Source organism: Maridesulfovibrio bastinii DSM 16055, assembly GCF_000429985.1.
Taxonomy (GTDB): domain Bacteria; phylum Desulfobacterota; class Desulfovibrionia; order Desulfovibrionales; family Desulfovibrionaceae; genus Maridesulfovibrio; species Maridesulfovibrio bastinii.
Genome location: NZ_AUCX01000013.1, coordinates 63026 through 78335 on the forward strand (window position 1 = coordinate 63026; position 15310 = coordinate 78335).

General features: G+C 38.8%; 13 protein-coding genes. 10 read left to right on the top strand and 3 right to left on the bottom strand.

Going from position 1 to position 15310, the window contains the following annotated elements; translation table 11 throughout:
- Positions 1-5: 5 nt before the first annotated feature.
- From G496_RS0106920 to G496_RS0106930, 3 genes are all read right to left on the bottom strand, one after another.
- Positions 6-665, bottom strand: coding sequence for a flagellar hook assembly protein FlgD (locus G496_RS0106920; RefSeq protein ID WP_027178644.1), 660 nt, complete (start codon positions 663-665; stop codon positions 6-8).
- Positions 662-1207: a sigma-70 family RNA polymerase sigma factor gene (locus G496_RS0106925; RefSeq protein WP_027178645.1), complete on the bottom strand. Its 546-nt coding sequence runs from the start codon at positions 1205-1207 to the stop codon at positions 662-664. Before G496_RS0106925 ends, G496_RS0106920 begins: the two co-directional genes overlap by 4 nt.
- A gap of 320 nt (positions 1208-1527) precedes the next feature.
- On the bottom strand, positions 1528-2388 hold the full coding sequence (locus G496_RS0106930; protein ID WP_027178646.1) for a flagellin N-terminal helical domain-containing protein: 861 nt from the start codon (positions 2386-2388) through the stop codon (positions 1528-1530).
- A 254-nt stretch (positions 2389-2642) separates the two neighbouring features.
- Here G496_RS0106930 and G496_RS0106935 point away from each other — a divergent pair, with 254 nt between their 5' ends.
- From G496_RS0106935 to lon, 10 genes are all read left to right on the top strand, one after another.
- A complete protein-coding gene (locus tag G496_RS0106935) occupies positions 2643-3350 on the top strand; it encodes a response regulator transcription factor (protein ID WP_027178647.1) in 708 nt (235 codons plus the stop codon).
- Between the two features lie 5 nt (positions 3351-3355).
- On the top strand, positions 3356-5275 hold the full coding sequence (locus G496_RS0106940; RefSeq protein ID WP_169725740.1) for a TonB-dependent receptor plug domain-containing protein: 1920 nt from the start codon (positions 3356-3358) through the stop codon (positions 5273-5275).
- Positions 5263-5796 (top strand): YfiR family protein, encoded by a 534-nt coding sequence (locus G496_RS20495; RefSeq protein ID WP_027178649.1) that lies wholly within the window; start codon positions 5263-5265, stop codon positions 5794-5796. Before G496_RS0106940 ends, G496_RS20495 begins: the two co-directional genes overlap by 13 nt.
- The gene (locus G496_RS0106950; protein ID WP_027178650.1) at positions 5793-7289 is read left to right on the top strand and encodes a sensor histidine kinase; all 1497 of its coding nucleotides are present in this window, start codon (positions 5793-5795) and stop codon (positions 7287-7289) included. The genes G496_RS20495 and G496_RS0106950 overlap by 4 nt, the downstream gene beginning before the upstream one ends.
- A 135-nt stretch (positions 7290-7424) precedes the next feature.
- Positions 7425-8186 carry an EF-hand domain-containing protein gene (locus G496_RS20500; protein ID WP_051294888.1) on the top strand — a complete coding sequence of 254 codons (762 nt, stop codon included), beginning with the start codon at positions 7425-7427 and terminating at the stop codon, positions 8184-8186.
- A gap of 192 nt (positions 8187-8378) precedes the next feature.
- Entirely contained in the window at positions 8379-8681 is a 303-nt protein-coding gene (locus G496_RS0106960; protein WP_034632646.1) for a tetratricopeptide repeat protein, read from the top strand.
- Positions 8682-8996: 315 nt separating this feature from the next.
- The gene (gene tig, locus G496_RS0106965; protein WP_027178652.1) at positions 8997-10307 is read left to right on the top strand and encodes a trigger factor; all 1311 of its coding nucleotides are present in this window, start codon (positions 8997-8999) and stop codon (positions 10305-10307) included.
- A gap of 323 nt (positions 10308-10630) precedes the next feature.
- Positions 10631-11236 carry an ATP-dependent Clp endopeptidase proteolytic subunit ClpP gene (gene clpP, locus G496_RS0106970; protein ID WP_027178653.1) on the top strand — a complete coding sequence of 202 codons (606 nt, stop codon included), beginning with the start codon at positions 10631-10633 and terminating at the stop codon, positions 11234-11236.
- A 6-nt stretch (positions 11237-11242) separates the two neighbouring features.
- Entirely contained in the window at positions 11243-12493 is a 1251-nt protein-coding gene (gene clpX / locus G496_RS0106975) for an ATP-dependent Clp protease ATP-binding subunit ClpX (RefSeq protein WP_027178654.1), read from the top strand.
- A 315-nt stretch (positions 12494-12808) separates the two neighbouring features.
- The gene (gene lon / locus G496_RS0106980) at positions 12809-15262 is read left to right on the top strand and encodes an endopeptidase La (protein WP_027178655.1); all 2454 of its coding nucleotides are present in this window, start codon (positions 12809-12811) and stop codon (positions 15260-15262) included.
- Positions 15263-15310: the final 48 nt, after the last annotated feature.

Sequence of the window (15310 nt, forward strand, 5' to 3'; positions counted from 1 at the left end):
CCTTATTAAGAGGCTAGAAGGGTTACATCGGTTAGGTTCACTTCCCTGCCGTCTTCAAGAGTGAAGACCACTCCATCATCTTCCTGACTTATCGCGGCAACTGTTCCCTCAGACTCCATCGAAACGTCGACTTCCGCTCCATTGGAGTCGTATGCGAAAGCTTGAAGCGTATAATATCCGTCACTGGTCAAAGCTCCGCTTGCATTTATTTCATCTCCATCAATGGTGAATGTTCCGGAGGAAACGTCCTCGTAATAGTTTGTGGCAACAATATTTCCGTCTGAGTCGTAAATATTTATTCCAAGATTTGCCGCATCTTCACTTAGGGTGATGGTTACGGTTGAATCGATTTCACCATCACTTACTTCTGCTACGCCGCCTTCAGCGGAAACTTTCTGGCCGAGATAACTGGAGCTGTTGATCTTGGACATTGATTGAATTTCAGAAAGTATGGTGTCTAATTTATCGTTAGTACTGGTTTGCTGCTCCAGCATTGAATATTGTGTCATTTGGGAAACCATCTCAGAATTATCAACTGGATCTGTCGGGTCTTGATATTCCATTTGTGTTGTAAGCAAAGTCAGAAAGTCGAGCTGGCTTAAAGTTGTATTGCTGGAAGAATCGGTCGTAGTGGTTGTTGATGAATTGACAGCTTCTACACTCATGATTTTTTCCTCCTTTTGGTGTGAATATCTAGATATTTCCTCAGCTTATTTATTGATTGATGCTTTATGCTTCTGACAGTCCCGGATTTGATTTTTAGCTTGTCTGCTATTTCCACGGATTTAAGGCCTTCAACAAAAGACATCTCAAGAATTTGCGTTTGACGTTGTGTTAGTACACCAGGAGGTATTTTTAGTTTAATATTGTCAGTTTCAACATTTTTATCGATGTATAATTCGTAATATTTGTAGTTATAATTTTTTATTTTACGTAGATAGTCTATTGTTACGGTCCTACTTATTATTGAAATCCAAGTTTTTATTGAACTTTTTTTGTAAGAAAATTTTTTTATGTAATTATTTTTTATAATTTTGAAAGCTATATCTTGAAAAATATCATCAATATCTGATTGATTTAATTTGTATGTATTGTTCTTTAAAAAATAATTAATACAATTTTTAATTGTATATTCATATTTTTTGAAAAATATATTTAAATCGTGACTTATATTTTGATTATCTAATTCTTTATTAATTGTTTTCATAAAGCCTCCTATGCTGTTTAAAAAGCAACAGGCGTGCCTTATAAAGTTTACAACTATAAATTTATAATTAATTTTTCAAAATATAATATTAAATAATATTAATTATAAATTTATATTTTAATTTTTAGTTTGTTTTTTTAACAAAAATTAATGTTGAATATCTTTGAATTGCACAATCAGTGATTTTGAAAATGAGGTTTTGGGTGAAGAGGAATTTTTTTCCTTAGTAATAAAAACTGGACGGAATTTTTTTCAGAATATAAAAAGCCCGCATCAGAATTCACTGATGCGGGCATAAGTTGTTTGTTTAATGGGGTGGATTATCCACCTATCAGAGAGAGAGCCATTTGAGGCAAAGAGTTTGCCTGAGCCAGCATGGACGTTGCAGATTGTGTTATTATCTGCTGTCTTGAGTATTCAGTCATTTCTGTTGCCACGTCGACATCAGATATTTGCGATTCTGCTGAGGATAGGTTTTCGGATTGTATCTGAAGGTTTGAGATAGTTGCATCAAGCCTGTTCTGGAGGGCTCCAAGATTGGCTCTTATCTTATCCTTGGAGACAATAGCCTTGTCGAGAGCAGCCAGAGATTCCTGAGCTGCTTCCTGAGTTGATACAGAGTATCCTGCATTTTCGGTTGACTGATTTCCAACGCCCAAGGCAGAAGCAGTGCACTTCCCGATTTCCACGTCATACTTGTCTTCAGCCGAGTCATTGCCTGTGCCGAAATGGATAGTCAGCGCATTGTCTCCACTTATATTGCCGTTTAAAAGGTAAATGCCGTTAAAGTCAGTTGCGCTTGCTATTCTGGTGATTTCAGATGCCATGGCTTGATATTCTTCATCGATCAAAGCTCGCTGGTCTGAAGTGTATGTTCCGGTAGCAGCCTGCTCAGCAAGTTCCTTCATTCTGATCAGCTTTTCGTCAACTACGGAGAGAGCTCCGTCAGCTGTCTGAATCATTGAAATGCCATCATTAGCATTACGCACACCCTGATTAAGGGTGGATACGTCGGAACGCATAAGTTCTCTGACAGCCAGACCTGCGGCATCGTCAGAAGCACTGTTAATACGAAGTCCGGATGACAGTCTTTCTGTTGAAGTTCCTAATGCGTTGTAGGCATCATTTAGATGTCTTGCTGCCGAATTTGCAATTGAGTTGTTGTTTACTACTAATGCCATAAAAACCTCCATGTAAATGCGTACATCCTTGCACACGAAGAAGAATGACCAATTCAATCCTTCTTTCATCTATTTATACGAAGGTAGTTGTGAAAACGTTTATGTTGATTTTCTATTTTTTATGCGCAGTATTTTTTCCTCTTAACTGTTTTGCGTGATTTCTTAATGTTTCTTAATGTTATTAACCTTTTTTTATATTAAACAGTTTTGCTTATTCCTTCTGAACATATATAGGTCATATAGGAGATTAAACTATGAATAAAATCTTATTGATTGATGATGACCCGGAACTGGGTGAACTTCTGAGTTCTTACCTTGGTGATGAGGGATATGACCTTGAATCATGTTGTACTGCCCAGAGTGGATTGAAAGCTTTTAAAAAGGGAGACCATGATCTTGTGATACTGGATATTATTCTTCCTGACTTAAGTGGACTGAATGTTCTTGGTAAAATTAGGGCGGAATCAAGTGTTCCAGTATTAATGTTAACCGGAAAAGGTGAAGAGGTTGACCGTGTTGTCGGGCTTGAAATGGGAGCCGATGACTATATCTGCAAACCTTTCCCCTTGCGTGAATTGTTAGCCCGAATGAGAGCAGCGCTTCGCAGGGCATTTCCACCACCATTAACTGAAGATCCTTCAGTCCCACCTTTGAAAGGGCAGTTGAGAATCGGAAATATTATCGTAAATCTCGATACTCGCAGTGTTCTTGTTAATGGTGAACCAACTCATTTTACTGCAGCGGAGTATTGTATAATAGAATTGCTTGCCACTAATTGCGGTAAACTTGTTGAAAGAGAAAAATTGATGGAATCAGCACTTGGTCGAAGTGCTGACTTTGACGACTATGTTCTCAATGTCCATATGAGCAACTTAAGAAGAAAGGCCGGTAGTTCTGTAAGTATTAAAACTATCAGAGGACGCGGATATATGATGACCGCCAGAAATCAGGCTGAAGCATGATTAATATGTTCAAGTTTGGATTAGTAATAACTATTCTTATTTATTTAAGTTTTGCTGCAATACCTTGCCGGGCAGCAGGTTCAGATTCTGATTCCAGACTTGAAGATCTTAATCTTGAAGAACTGATGGATGTTGAGGTGGTTTCGCCTTCCAGAAGAAAACAGTCACTTGAAAATATTGCCGGATCTTACACTATCCTCACGGAAGAGGATATCCGGCGTAGTGGAGCGAAAAGTATTCCCGAAGCTTTGCAAACAGTTCCTGGAGTGATTGTAACAAGAACAGATACTGACAAATGGGCAATTGGAATACGTGGATTTAAAGGTGTTTTTAATAGTAAGCAATTAATATTAATTGATAACCGCCCAATAACTTCACCATATTTTGCAGAGGTCCTATGGGGAACTCAAGGTCTGCCTATAGAGATGGTAAAGCAGATAGAGGTGATTCGCGGTCCATGGACGAGCTTATGGGGAGCTGAATCATTCAATGGAGTCATCAATATTATTACTAAGCATGCCAAAGAGCTTGAAGGACTAAAGAGTGTAACTACTGTAGGTTCAGATGGAGTCTCTGAACTTCTAATTGGCGGCAGTAAAATCTCAGATAATGGAAATTTTGCGGTATACGGAAAGGGTGGATATGAAGCAGGAAAAAATTATACTGTTTTTGGACATCCGGAAAAAGGATCAAGAGACTGGACTACAGGGACTGTAGGAGTTCGCGGTGATTGGGAGAATGCCTTTACAGATGAACTTTCTTTTCAGGGTGCAATTTCACATTCCAAAATAACCGAGCAATCTCCTCCCGGCAATCCCTTTTCAGCAGATAGAGATAAAAATGATGTTAATGGGTTTGCCCAGTTTGTCTGGGATAGATCCACAGGAGTTAATTCTGGAATCCAATTTCGTTCCTCATATTCAAGAACTATAGTTACTTTGCAGGATCTTGAAGGCAATTTAAACACATTTGATGGAGAATTGGTATATTCCGGCGTTCAGACAGGAGCTCATCTGATAACCGCCGGTGCCGGAGGCAGATATTTTTGGGAAGAGTTTGAGCAGGGAAAATTTGTTTCTGTCAGGAATGCGAATTTCAGCCGTTTTGATGTCAGTTCATTTTTGCAAGACCGTATAACGCTTATTGAAGATGAACTTTTTCTTACTCTTGGAATGAAGTTGGATTACGTTGAGGATGGTGAAGTTTCACCCCAACCCACCGCCAGATTATTATATACCAAAGATAAGCAGGAATACTGGCTGGCTCTGTCTTATGCCAATAGATATCCTAGTGACTGGGTACATCAGGGACATTATGATGTCATGTATAATGGTTACAGGTATTTTTTAGATTCAACTGCTGATCTTGAAAATGAAGAGCTTACTTCTGTTGAAGCTGGTTACCGAAGAATTTTTGATGACGATCTTAAGATCGATTTGTCAGTTTTCTTTAATAATTATGATCAGATGGTAACAATGTCGTTTGATCCTTCAACAAGAACGGCCAGCCCCGTCAGTTCTTTAGAAGGGATTACTTACGGTTCTGAATTCGCTTTGGACTGGCAGGCTTTGGAATGGTTGATTCTAAGGCCCTCTGTATCCGTTACCTTGCAGGATTTTCCTTCAGTCCCGGGTGATGGGCCTGGTTTCTCACCTCCCCTCAACAGTCCTGTCTACAGTTACAAGCTGCAAGCCATAGCTGCTCTTTCAGATTCATTGGAGTTGGATTTATTTTCTTCATATCTCAATAGCTTGGATGACCGGGATCTTTCAACAGGCTTTGACTTAAGTGCACGTCTCGAATGGAAAGCTTCTGACAAAATATCTTTAGAATTAATAGGCTCAGGACTCCTTAATGGAGTTAATGATGCTAACTATGTAATTACTGAACCTGCTGTCTCAATGAGGCTCACATGGGATTTCTAAGAGGTAGATTAAACCTGCTTGTTTTTCCCGCCGCAGTGGCAGTTTTACTGCTTGTTTCTTTACCGGTATTCGCTGGTATGAACGCTTCTGAAGCTCAATTAAGAGTGCTGTTTATTAAGAAGATAACAAAATATATAAAGTGGCCGGGTGATGAATCTTATTCTAAAAGAAATATGATAACTATTGCCGCTGTCAGAAAAAGTGAGATTGCTAATTATTTTAAGGAAAAAGAACCATTTAAGGTTGTTAGCTGGCCATCAGATAAATGTCAGGTGTTGTTTTTTAATACTGAAAGTTCAAGAGATATAGCTGCTGTTTTAAAAAGAATCTCAGATAGACCTATTTTGACAATCGGTAAAAGTTCACAATTTTTGAAAATGGGTGGGATTATAAATCTAAAAGAATCTGATGGCAGGATTAAATTGCAAGTGAATATATGTGCCGCGCAGAAAGCAGGGTTAAACATCAGCTCAAAATTGTTGAGTTTATCAGAAATTTTTTGTGGAGCTGATCCCAGATGAAAATTTTTAAAGCCAGCATTGGGCGTAAAATAACTGCTGCAATTTTTGGTACAGCTCTTTTTGCCCTTTTGGTCTCAATGATTTTAAGCATTTTGCTTTTATTTATTTCTTATCGGCAGGATAACATTAATAAAGCTAAAATGCTGGCCGATTTGGTGGCAAATTCAGTAAGTCCGGCTTTGGATTTTAAAGATCCCGAAGCAGCTGAGGAAGTTCTGGGGTCACTGGGAATTGTTCCTCATGTCAAATCTGCAGTTGTTTTTACTTCAAATAAGAAAGTATTTGCCAGTTTTGGACATAGACAAGAAAAGCCAATTCGGTTTGAAAGTGCCGTAAAAATTGGTCTTTATGATTTTAGGATAATAAAAACGATTACATCTCAGGGAGAGAACCTTGGCTGGCTTGTAATTAATGCTGATTTTATGGACCAAAACAGCTGGCTTGTTCACACTATTGGGGTCTCTTTTCTTATTTTACTTGTTGTTTCAGCTTCAAGCTATTTATTGGCTTCGTATTTTCGTAAAAAAATAGCCGATCCCATAGGACAGTTGACTGAAACGGTAAAAGAAATTTCGAGTCGTAAAGATTATTCTCAGCGTGTTAATTATATCAGTGACGATGAAATAGGTTTATTGGTTGCGGAATTTAATTTGATGTTTGAAAGAGTTCAGGAGCGTGATGACTGGCTCATAAAGCATAGAGAAATGCTCGAATTAATGGTTGCAAACAGGACAAGAGAAGTTCGCAACAAACATAAAGAGCTTGAAAAAAAGAATGCTCAGCTGGAATTGCAGATAAAGGAGCGAAAAACAGCTGAAATGATAAGAGATGAGGTAGAAAGAATAAATCGTCATGATCTTAAATCTTCACTTAATCTTGTTATCGGGTATCCAGAGTTAATGTTAACTAAAGGTGGAATGACTGCTGAGCAGGAGAAGTATATAAAAAGAATCGCTGCAGCCGGTTACCGTATGCTGGATATGATTCAGTCGCATCTTGATATGTTTAAAATGGAGCAGGGGATTTATTCATTGAAGCTTGCAGGTATTGATCTTGTTGAGCTTCTCTGTTCTCTTGAAGAAGAGATGGCTCTTTTACTGCGCCGTGAACAGACATTTATGAAAATTACCCTGAATGGAAGCGATGTTGATGGGACTGAATTTGTCGAGATTCTCGGTGAGCATATGCTTATGAGGACAATGTTTCGAAATCTTATAAAAAATGCCATTGAAGCAAGCCTGCCGGATCATCCTGTATTGGTAAATATTACCAGAAGTCATTTTATAACTGTTGCTATATCTAACTGTAAGCCTGTTCCAAATGAGATCCGTTCAAGATTTTTCCAAAAATATGTTACACATGGCAAAGAAGACGGTTCAGGTCTTGGGACATACTCTGCGATGCTTATTGCAAAAACACATAATCTGGATATCAGTATGGCCACCTCTGAATCTGACGGTACTGTGATAACTATACAATTTCCTTCCTGCTGACGTTTTTTAGTAAATATTAATAAAAATATACAATATGTTAATATTTTATGGGATATAATTTGCTGCCTTTTTTGCTGAAGCTTGAAGCGGTAATTTTTGCCGCTGAAATTTTAACTTCTCGGCAAGGAGCATTTTATGAGTATATCAGCACTAGGCAGTTTTTCTTCGGGATCAGGACAGTTTATGGAACTGGTAGGCAAGAAGGATAACAATGATAATACCAACTCAATTGAATCTTTTTTAAGTCAGAATGATAGTGATGGTGATAGTCTGCTGACACTTGAAGAATCAGGATTGTTAGATGAGCATTTTGAAAATCTTGATAGCGATGAGGATGGTTATCTTTCTATTGATGAACTTGAACAGTCTGCAGCAGGTGAAAATTCTCAATTAAGTATGTTGGGCCAGCTGAGTGTCTTTTTGCAATCCGGTTCTGATGAGATCGCAGGGTCTATTATTAGTGAGAGTGATTCTGATGGAGATGGAGAAATTTCTTTCGAAGAAAGTGGATTGAGTGAAGATTTATTCAGTATGTTTGATTCAGATTCAGACGGGTCAATTACAAGTGAGGAAATAATTTCAGCAATTCAGGGAGAAGCTACGGATCCAGCTTCTAACATAAGTGCTGATTCATTTTCAGGTGTCTCTTCAGTCTCAACTGCTGATGAAGATTATGACTCTTACGATTTTAATAAAGACGGTGTTGTTACTGCTGACGAACTGAGACAGGCTTTTGAAGCCGGAGATCAATCTCTTTCGGGAGTTTTTGATGATTTAGAAAATGAAAAATCTAAATTGGGAACTCAAAAACAGGATACATTTGCTCAAACAGTTATCAATGCCTATTCAGGACAAAATCAGGATGTGTTTTCCTCCACTAAATCTCTTCTCGTTTGAGAAAGAGCATAGCATTAATTAATGGATACAATTTGATATCAGCTAGATGAAATTCTAGAGATGTAAAAAATGGCTGCTCCCATATTGAGATGGGCAGTCATTTTTTATTAATTATTAATTGACATTGATTCTCATATTCATTAATTTAAATTTCAACAAGTTGATATGAATTTTGAAAGAAGGGAGACTAAAATGTGCGGAATCAGTAAAGTTTTTAAGATTAATAGGTCTGCAATGGAAGCTGCGAATAATGGAAACTACAATTTGGCTATAGAAAGATTGAATGAAGCTTTGAATCTTATACGTTGTGAGTCAAAAAAAGCCCACAGGGCAAAGTTATATATGAATCTGGCTTTGGTACATAATATGTTCGGTGAAATTGAAGAAGCCAGATCAAGTTACCAATTGGCAATTAAGAATCTGAACCCTTTTAACAAGGGGCAGGCCATTTTGATTGGAAGAATCCGTGATCGCATCGACAACATTGCTGCTTAAGTTGTAATTGGTTTATAGTTGTTTATGTAAGATATTAAAGATAAATCAAAATAAAATAATGACGAAAAGAATACATTGTATTTTTTTCGTCATTTGTTTTTTATTCGATGTCATGTCAGATAACTTATTGAAAAAATATATTTTAATTTACATTTTCTTTCATCCTTGTTCTTTAAGGGACTTGACTTTCATGTCAAACTGCCTAAATAATCCCAATTCTTTTGTGGGAAATGAGAACCGATCAAGTTTCCCGCCTAAAATACGAAAGCAATCGCAGCTAGTCGGACTGCGAATATATTTGAGGAGGATGCTTGAATGGATTTTAATATTGAGGAAATTTCTGCCGTCGAAAGGAAAATTGATGTCAGTGTCCCTGCTGAAGAAGTTAACGCAGCATTAGATGCAACTATTGCATTATACAAAGCCCAGACTTCCGTTAAAGGTTTTCGTAAGGGTAAAGTACCAGCTTCTGTTATTCAGTCCAAATACAAAAAACAGATTGTAGATGAAGCAACAACTGACCTTGTAAACTATCATATCAATGACATTATGAATGGTCAGTCTCTTGTTCCTGTTTCAAAGATTGACGTTGATTCAGCTCAGCTCGTACGCGATGAGGATTTTAATTACTCAATCAAGTTTGAAGTTGTTCCTGAGTTTGATACACCTGTGTATCTTGGTCTTGATGTAGAAGAAGAGCGTGCTGAAGTTTCCGATGAGGAACTTAAAGAAGTTGAAAACCGTATGTTGCAGAGCATGGCTGAAATCAAGCCTATTGAAGAAGATCGTCCTGCAAAGGATGACGAACTTGCAAGCATAACTTTCTCTGCTGAAATCGATGGTGAGCCTATTCCCGGTATTCAGGCAGACAATTTTGACCTGCCTCTCGGAGAGGGGCATGCTCTTCCAGAATTTGAAGAGCTTGTAAAGACTCTTAAGCCTGGTGAAAAAGGTGAGAAATTAATTACTTTCCCCGAAGATTTCATCAACACTGATCTTGCCGGTAAAGAAGTTAACATGAAAGTTACCGTGCATGCCGTAAAAGAACGTAAGATGCCGGAATTAACCGATGATATCGTTAAAAAAGCCGGTGGTTTCGAATCTGTTGAAAAAATGCGTGAAATTATTTCCAAAAGCTATCTTGCCAACCGCAAACAGCTCAATAAAAATAACGCATTGACCAAGCTTGTAAAGGGTATCGTTTCAGAGCTTGATTTCCCTCTTCCTCCTTCTCTTTATGAAGATCGCCTCCAGCGTATGGTTGCCGACTATGTTGGACAGATTGAACGTTCCGGACGCAGCCTGGAGTCAACCGGAAAGACTATTGAGGCTCTCAAAGAAGAGTTTCACTCAGAAGCTGAAGAAGCAGTTCGTACTGAGATTTTCCTGCTTTCAGTTGCTAAACGTGAAGAGCTTGCAGTTGAACCTCAGGAAGTTGAAGCAACTCTTCAGAAAATCGCAGCTCAGACCAGACAGGATTTCTCTTCAGTTAAATCTTATTATGAAGAGCATAACCTCCTTATTCCGCTTAGAGACAGACTGCTTGCTGATAAAGCCGGCGAGTTTATCTATGAAAATGCCAATGTTAAAGAAGTTGAACCCGCTCCGGAAGAAAAAGCCGATTAATAGCAGGGGACAAGATTGTATATGCGGCGGCAGGGTTATTATGGCTCTGCCGCCTTTTTGAATTTTTAGGTAGTTTAATAATCTGTTCTTTTTTTATTTTGTATTAAAATCGTTGCAAGCCCTTATTATAAGGCTTGCCTAATCAACTTTTATCTGTTTTTTTTATTCAGAAGGATATTAATTGACAATTTACCCTTGTCGTCTATCATTCTAATGATTAAATTAAATAAAGTTGTTTTATTTTGATGATGTCCGGTCCATCGTGAAAGGTTAATCAGGACCGAATTTTATTTTTTTGTAATAATTATTGCCGGGAGAGATAAATGTCAGGAGCAGTTCCTATTGTTATCGAGACCACTGGACGCACAGAGCGCGCGTACGATATTTATTCACGCCTTCTTAAAGATAGAATCATTCTTCTCGGAAGCGAAATTAATGACTATGTTGCCAGTCTGATTTGCGCGCAGCTTCTCTTTTTAGAATCAGAAGACCCGGAAAAAGAAATTTATATGTATATAAACTCACCCGGCGGGGTTGTTACAGCGGGAATGGCTATATATGATACTATGCAGTACATTTCAGCTCCTGTCTCAACTCTTTGCATGGGACAGGCTGCCAGCATGGCCGCTTTTCTACTCTCCGCAGGTGAAAAAGGTAAGCGTTTTGCATTGCCTAACAGCCGTATCCTGATCCACCAGCCTCTCGGAGGGGCTCAGGGTCAAGCCACTGATATAAACATTCAGGCTCAGGAAATCATGAGACTGAAAAAGACTCTCAATGGTATCATGGCTCAGAATACAGGCAAAAGCATTGAGGAAATTGAAAAGGATACTGACCGTGATCATTTCATGTCTTCTCAGGAAGCCGTGGATTACGGTTTGATTGACGAAATCCTCACCTCGCGCAAAACTCCAGCCAAGGAAGGTTAATTACTGATGAGTAAAGAACATCGGGGTTCTGGACGGGACCTTCATTGCTCTTTCTGCTCCAAGTCTCAGGACGAGGTTCAGCGTCTCATAGCAGGACCGGATGTCTACATTTGTGATGAATGTGTGCAGCTTTGCAATGAGATTATGGCTCAGGAAGCTGTGAGCGAGGAGTTTGATGAAGGAAAACTTCTTCCACCGCAGCAGATTAAAGAGCTTTTAGACGAATATGTTATCGGTCAGGAATATGCCAAAAAGATTTTGGCTGTGGCCGTTCACAATCATTATAAACGTGTATTTTACTCTCTTTCCAATTCTGAAGATCTGGAGATTGATAAAAGTAACATTTTAATGATCGGACCAACTGGTTCCGGTAAGACTCTGCTTGCACAGACTCTTGCCAGAATCCTTAAAGTTCCTTTTGCAATTGCTGACGCTACGACTTTAACCGAGGCAGGTTATGTCGGAGAGGATGTTGAAAATATTCTTGTCCAGTTATTGCAGAATGCAGATTATGATATTGACGCAGCTTCGCGTGGAATTATTTACATCGATGAAATTGATAAAGTTGCCCGCAAGGGAGACAGCCCGTCAATTACAAGAGATGTTTCAGGTGAAGGTGTTCAACAGGCTCTGCTGAAAATTATTGAAGGAACAGAAGCCAATATCCCTCCCAAGGGTGGTAGAAAGCATCCCCAGCAGGAATTTATCAGGATTGATACTTCCAATATCCTTTTTATTCTAGGTGGTGCTTTTATTGGTCTGGATTCAATCGTGCAGCAGCGTATGCAGGGTTCTTCAATAGGCTTTGGTGCCAAAGTTGAATCTAAAAAAGAATCCTCGGCAAGTGATCTTTTCCGTGAAGCCGAGCCTTCTGATTTAGTCAAATTTGGTCTGATTCCGGAGTTTGTAGGACGTATTCCTATTCAGACTTCACTTGAAGAATTGCGCGAAGAAGATCTGGTTAGGATTCTTCAGGAACCTAAAAATGCTTTAGTTAAGCAGTATAAAAAGCTTTTTGAGCTTGATGAAGTTAACCTGACTTTTACTGCTAATTCTCTTAAAGCAATTGCTAAACTCGCAGTTAAGCGCAAAACAGGAGCCAGGGGTCTTAGAAACGTTCTTGAATCTATCATGCTGGATATAATGTACAAACTGCCTTCTCTTGAAGGAGTTAAAGAGTGCGTAATAAATACCAGTGTAGTAGAAAATGGAATGGAGCCTTTGCTTTTCTATCATAACGAAGTTAAAAGCGCATAAGTTTACAACAGGGGTACCCTTTGACTTTAGGGTACCCCTGTTTATTTTTTACGGGTTAGCTCTCCGATTTTGATCAGTGTTCGAATGTGAGTCGTTGCACCAAACTGATATTTGACTGATTGACTTTGTATAAAATAAATTTTTATATATAATAAGACTCTGCGGATTTTCACTTCTTAATGAACGCCTGCACCTGTTCTTCACTAAAAAAATGTTTGTTGTGTTTGACAAAAACGCAAGGAGCTTTATCTATAATATCCTTAGCGGTCTTTTAATTTATGAAGACTGTTACCTACTGAAAAGACAGGAGGATAAATGTCATCCATAGTTTTTGATAGCAACAGCTCACCTGCTGAAAAAAATACCTTCCCTATGATGTCACTCAGGGAAGTCGTCATGTTCCCGCGTTCAATTGTTCCTTTATTTGTAGGTCGTGAATCTTCAATAAAAGCTATTGAGCAGGCCATATCTGATTATGATAAAAAGATTTTTCTAGTAACTCAGAAAACTCCTGAGAAAGAAAAGCCAAATCCTGAAGACTTATACACTACGGGTACTGTAAGTAAAATTCTTCAAATGCTGAGGCTTCCTGACGGGACAATAAAAGTCTTATTTGAAGGCTTGTATCGTGGCTCATGGAATCCTGAGAAAGAAGAAGGTGAATTTGAGGAAAGTTTCCCTCAAGTTGAAGTTGAAAGAGTTGATGATCTGCCAATAGATGATTCTGAGGGAGAGGGACTTGTTCGTGCGGTTCATGAATCTCTAGATGAATTTGGCAAGATAAATAAAAAAATAGCCCCGGAAACAATCTTAGCTATTTCTTCCATTCGCTCTCCCGGTAAACTTGCTGATTCGTTGATGCCCCATCTTAAGGTTGATTATCAGCAAAAGCAGGAAATACTTGAAGAGCTTGTTTCAACTAAGCGTCTGGAAGCTGTATATCAGCTTCTCCTTGGTGAAATAGAGATAGTTTCCATTGAAAAACGCGTTAAAAATCGTGTTAAAGGGCAAATGGAAAAAAATCAGAGAGAATACTATTTGAATGAGCAGCTGAAAGCCATCAATAAGGAGATGGGCCGAGAGGATGATCCTCAGGCTGAAGCTGTCGAACTCGAAAAAGCTCTTGATGAGAAAAAAATTAATGAAGAAGCCAAGGGAAGAATTCTTAAGGAAATAAAAAAACTTCGCCAGATGGCTCCTTCTTCCGCTGAGTACACAGTAGTAAGAAATTATGTTGACTGGGTACTTGATCTTCCGTGGGAGTCCTACAAAGAATCAAAGATCAATATAGCTGAAGCACGCAAAATTCTTGATGAAGATCATTATGGTCTCAAAAAAGCTAAAGAACGGATTCTGGAATATATAGCGGTTGAATCTATAGTTGAAACTTTGAAAGGACCTATACTTTGTTTTGCAGGCCCTCCCGGAGTTGGTAAGACTTCTATTGCCCGTTCTATAGCAAGGGCTATGGATCGTGAATTTGTGCGTATTTCACTTGGTGGCGTTCGCGATGAAGCTGAGATTCGTGGTCATAGAAGGACTTATGTTGGTGCTTTGCCCGGTAAAATTATTCATTCTTTGAGACGCTGCGAACACAGCAATCCAGTTATTTGTCTGGATGAAGTTGATAAAATGAGCACAGATTTCAGGGGTGATCCATCAGCAGCTCTACTTGAAGTTCTTGATCCTGAGCAAAATAGTACTTTTAATGATCATTATCTTGATCTTGATTATGATTTGTCCAAAGTTTTCTTTATAACTACTGCAAATAATTTGCATTCTATCCCATTGCCATTGCAGGATAGAATGGAGATTATTGAACTTCCGGGTTATCTGGAAACTGAAAAGTTGCAGATTGCTAAAAGTTTTCTGCTGCCAAAGCAGGTCGGTGAGCACGGACTTGTACAGGACAATCTCTCTGTATCTGATAATGCAATGCTGGAAATTATCAGGACTTATACCAGAGAAGCGGGCGTTAGAAATCTCGAACGTGAACTTGCCAAGGTTTGTCGTAAGACTGCAATGAAAATGGTTGAGGCTGACGATAAAACCAAGGAATTCCATTTAACGTGTTCTAATTTGACTTCTGTTCTCGGAGTAAAGAAATTCCGTCATGGGGCCAGTGAAGAAAAATCACTGGTAGGTGTGGCTACAGGTCTTGCATACACTCAGGTCGGCGGAGAGATGCTCATGGTTGAAGTATCTTTAATGCCTGGCAAGGGTAATGTAGTGATAACAGGTAAATTGGGTGATGTTATGCAGGAGTCGGCAAGAGCTGCTCTTTCATATATCAGATCACGTTCGGACCTTTTCGGTTTGCGTCCTGATTTTAATGAAAAGATTGATGTGCATGTGCATGTACCGGAAGGAGCTACTCCAAAAGATGGTCCCTCTGCTGGTATTACTCTTTGTACAGCTATTGCTTCTGCTGTTTTGAATATCCCGGTTCGTCACGATCTTGCCATGACCGGTGAAATCACTTTGCGGGGAAGAGTTCTTCCTATCGGTGGTCTGAGAGAAAAACTTCTTGCTGCACATAGAGGTCTCTCAAAAACAGTTCTTATTCCGGCTGACAATGAAAGAGATCTTAAAGAAGTTCCTGATGAAATCTTAAAAGATCTTGAGATCATACCGGTTGAAAATATGGATGAAGTTTTAAGTCATGCTTTATCCGGTGTATCTGAAGAACAATTGTTCCGTGGAAGAGATAAAATTACTCCGATTGCAATGGATTTAATTAAAGAGGAGTTTCAAGTTCCTGCTCATTAGTTAGAATTAATTACGCTAAAAGGCCCGAAATTTTAAAATTTCGGGCCT

What these genes read in the sequence shown, in the direction of transcription:
- G496_RS0106920 (WP_027178644.1), bottom strand. Translation starts at nt 665, where the DNA reads ATGAGTGTAGAAGCTGTCAATTCATCAACAACCACTACGACCGATTCT.
- G496_RS0106925 (WP_027178645.1), bottom strand. Translation starts at nt 1,207, where the DNA reads ATGAAAACAATTAATAAAGAATTAGATAATCAAAATATAAGTCACGAT.
- G496_RS0106930 (WP_027178646.1), bottom strand. Translation starts at nt 2,388, where the DNA reads ATGGCATTAGTAGTAAACAACAACTCAATTGCAAATTCGGCAGCAAGA.
- G496_RS0106935 (WP_027178647.1), top strand. Translation starts at nt 2,643, where the DNA reads ATGAATAAAATCTTATTGATTGATGATGACCCGGAACTGGGTGAACTT.
- G496_RS0106940 (WP_169725740.1), top strand. Translation starts at nt 3,356, where the DNA reads ATGTTCAAGTTTGGATTAGTAATAACTATTCTTATTTATTTAAGTTTT.
- G496_RS20495 (WP_027178649.1), top strand. Translation starts at nt 5,263, where the DNA reads ATGGGATTTCTAAGAGGTAGATTAAACCTGCTTGTTTTTCCCGCCGCA.
- G496_RS0106950 (WP_027178650.1), top strand. Translation starts at nt 5,793, where the DNA reads ATGAAAATTTTTAAAGCCAGCATTGGGCGTAAAATAACTGCTGCAATT.
- G496_RS20500 (WP_051294888.1), top strand. Translation starts at nt 7,425, where the DNA reads ATGAGTATATCAGCACTAGGCAGTTTTTCTTCGGGATCAGGACAGTTT.
- G496_RS0106960 (WP_034632646.1), top strand. Translation starts at nt 8,379, where the DNA reads ATGTGCGGAATCAGTAAAGTTTTTAAGATTAATAGGTCTGCAATGGAA.
- tig (WP_027178652.1), top strand. Translation starts at nt 8,997, where the DNA reads ATGGATTTTAATATTGAGGAAATTTCTGCCGTCGAAAGGAAAATTGAT.
- clpP (WP_027178653.1), top strand. Translation starts at nt 10,631, where the DNA reads ATGTCAGGAGCAGTTCCTATTGTTATCGAGACCACTGGACGCACAGAG.
- clpX (WP_027178654.1), top strand. Translation starts at nt 11,243, where the DNA reads ATGAGTAAAGAACATCGGGGTTCTGGACGGGACCTTCATTGCTCTTTC.
- lon (WP_027178655.1), top strand. Translation starts at nt 12,809, where the DNA reads ATGTCATCCATAGTTTTTGATAGCAACAGCTCACCTGCTGAAAAAAAT.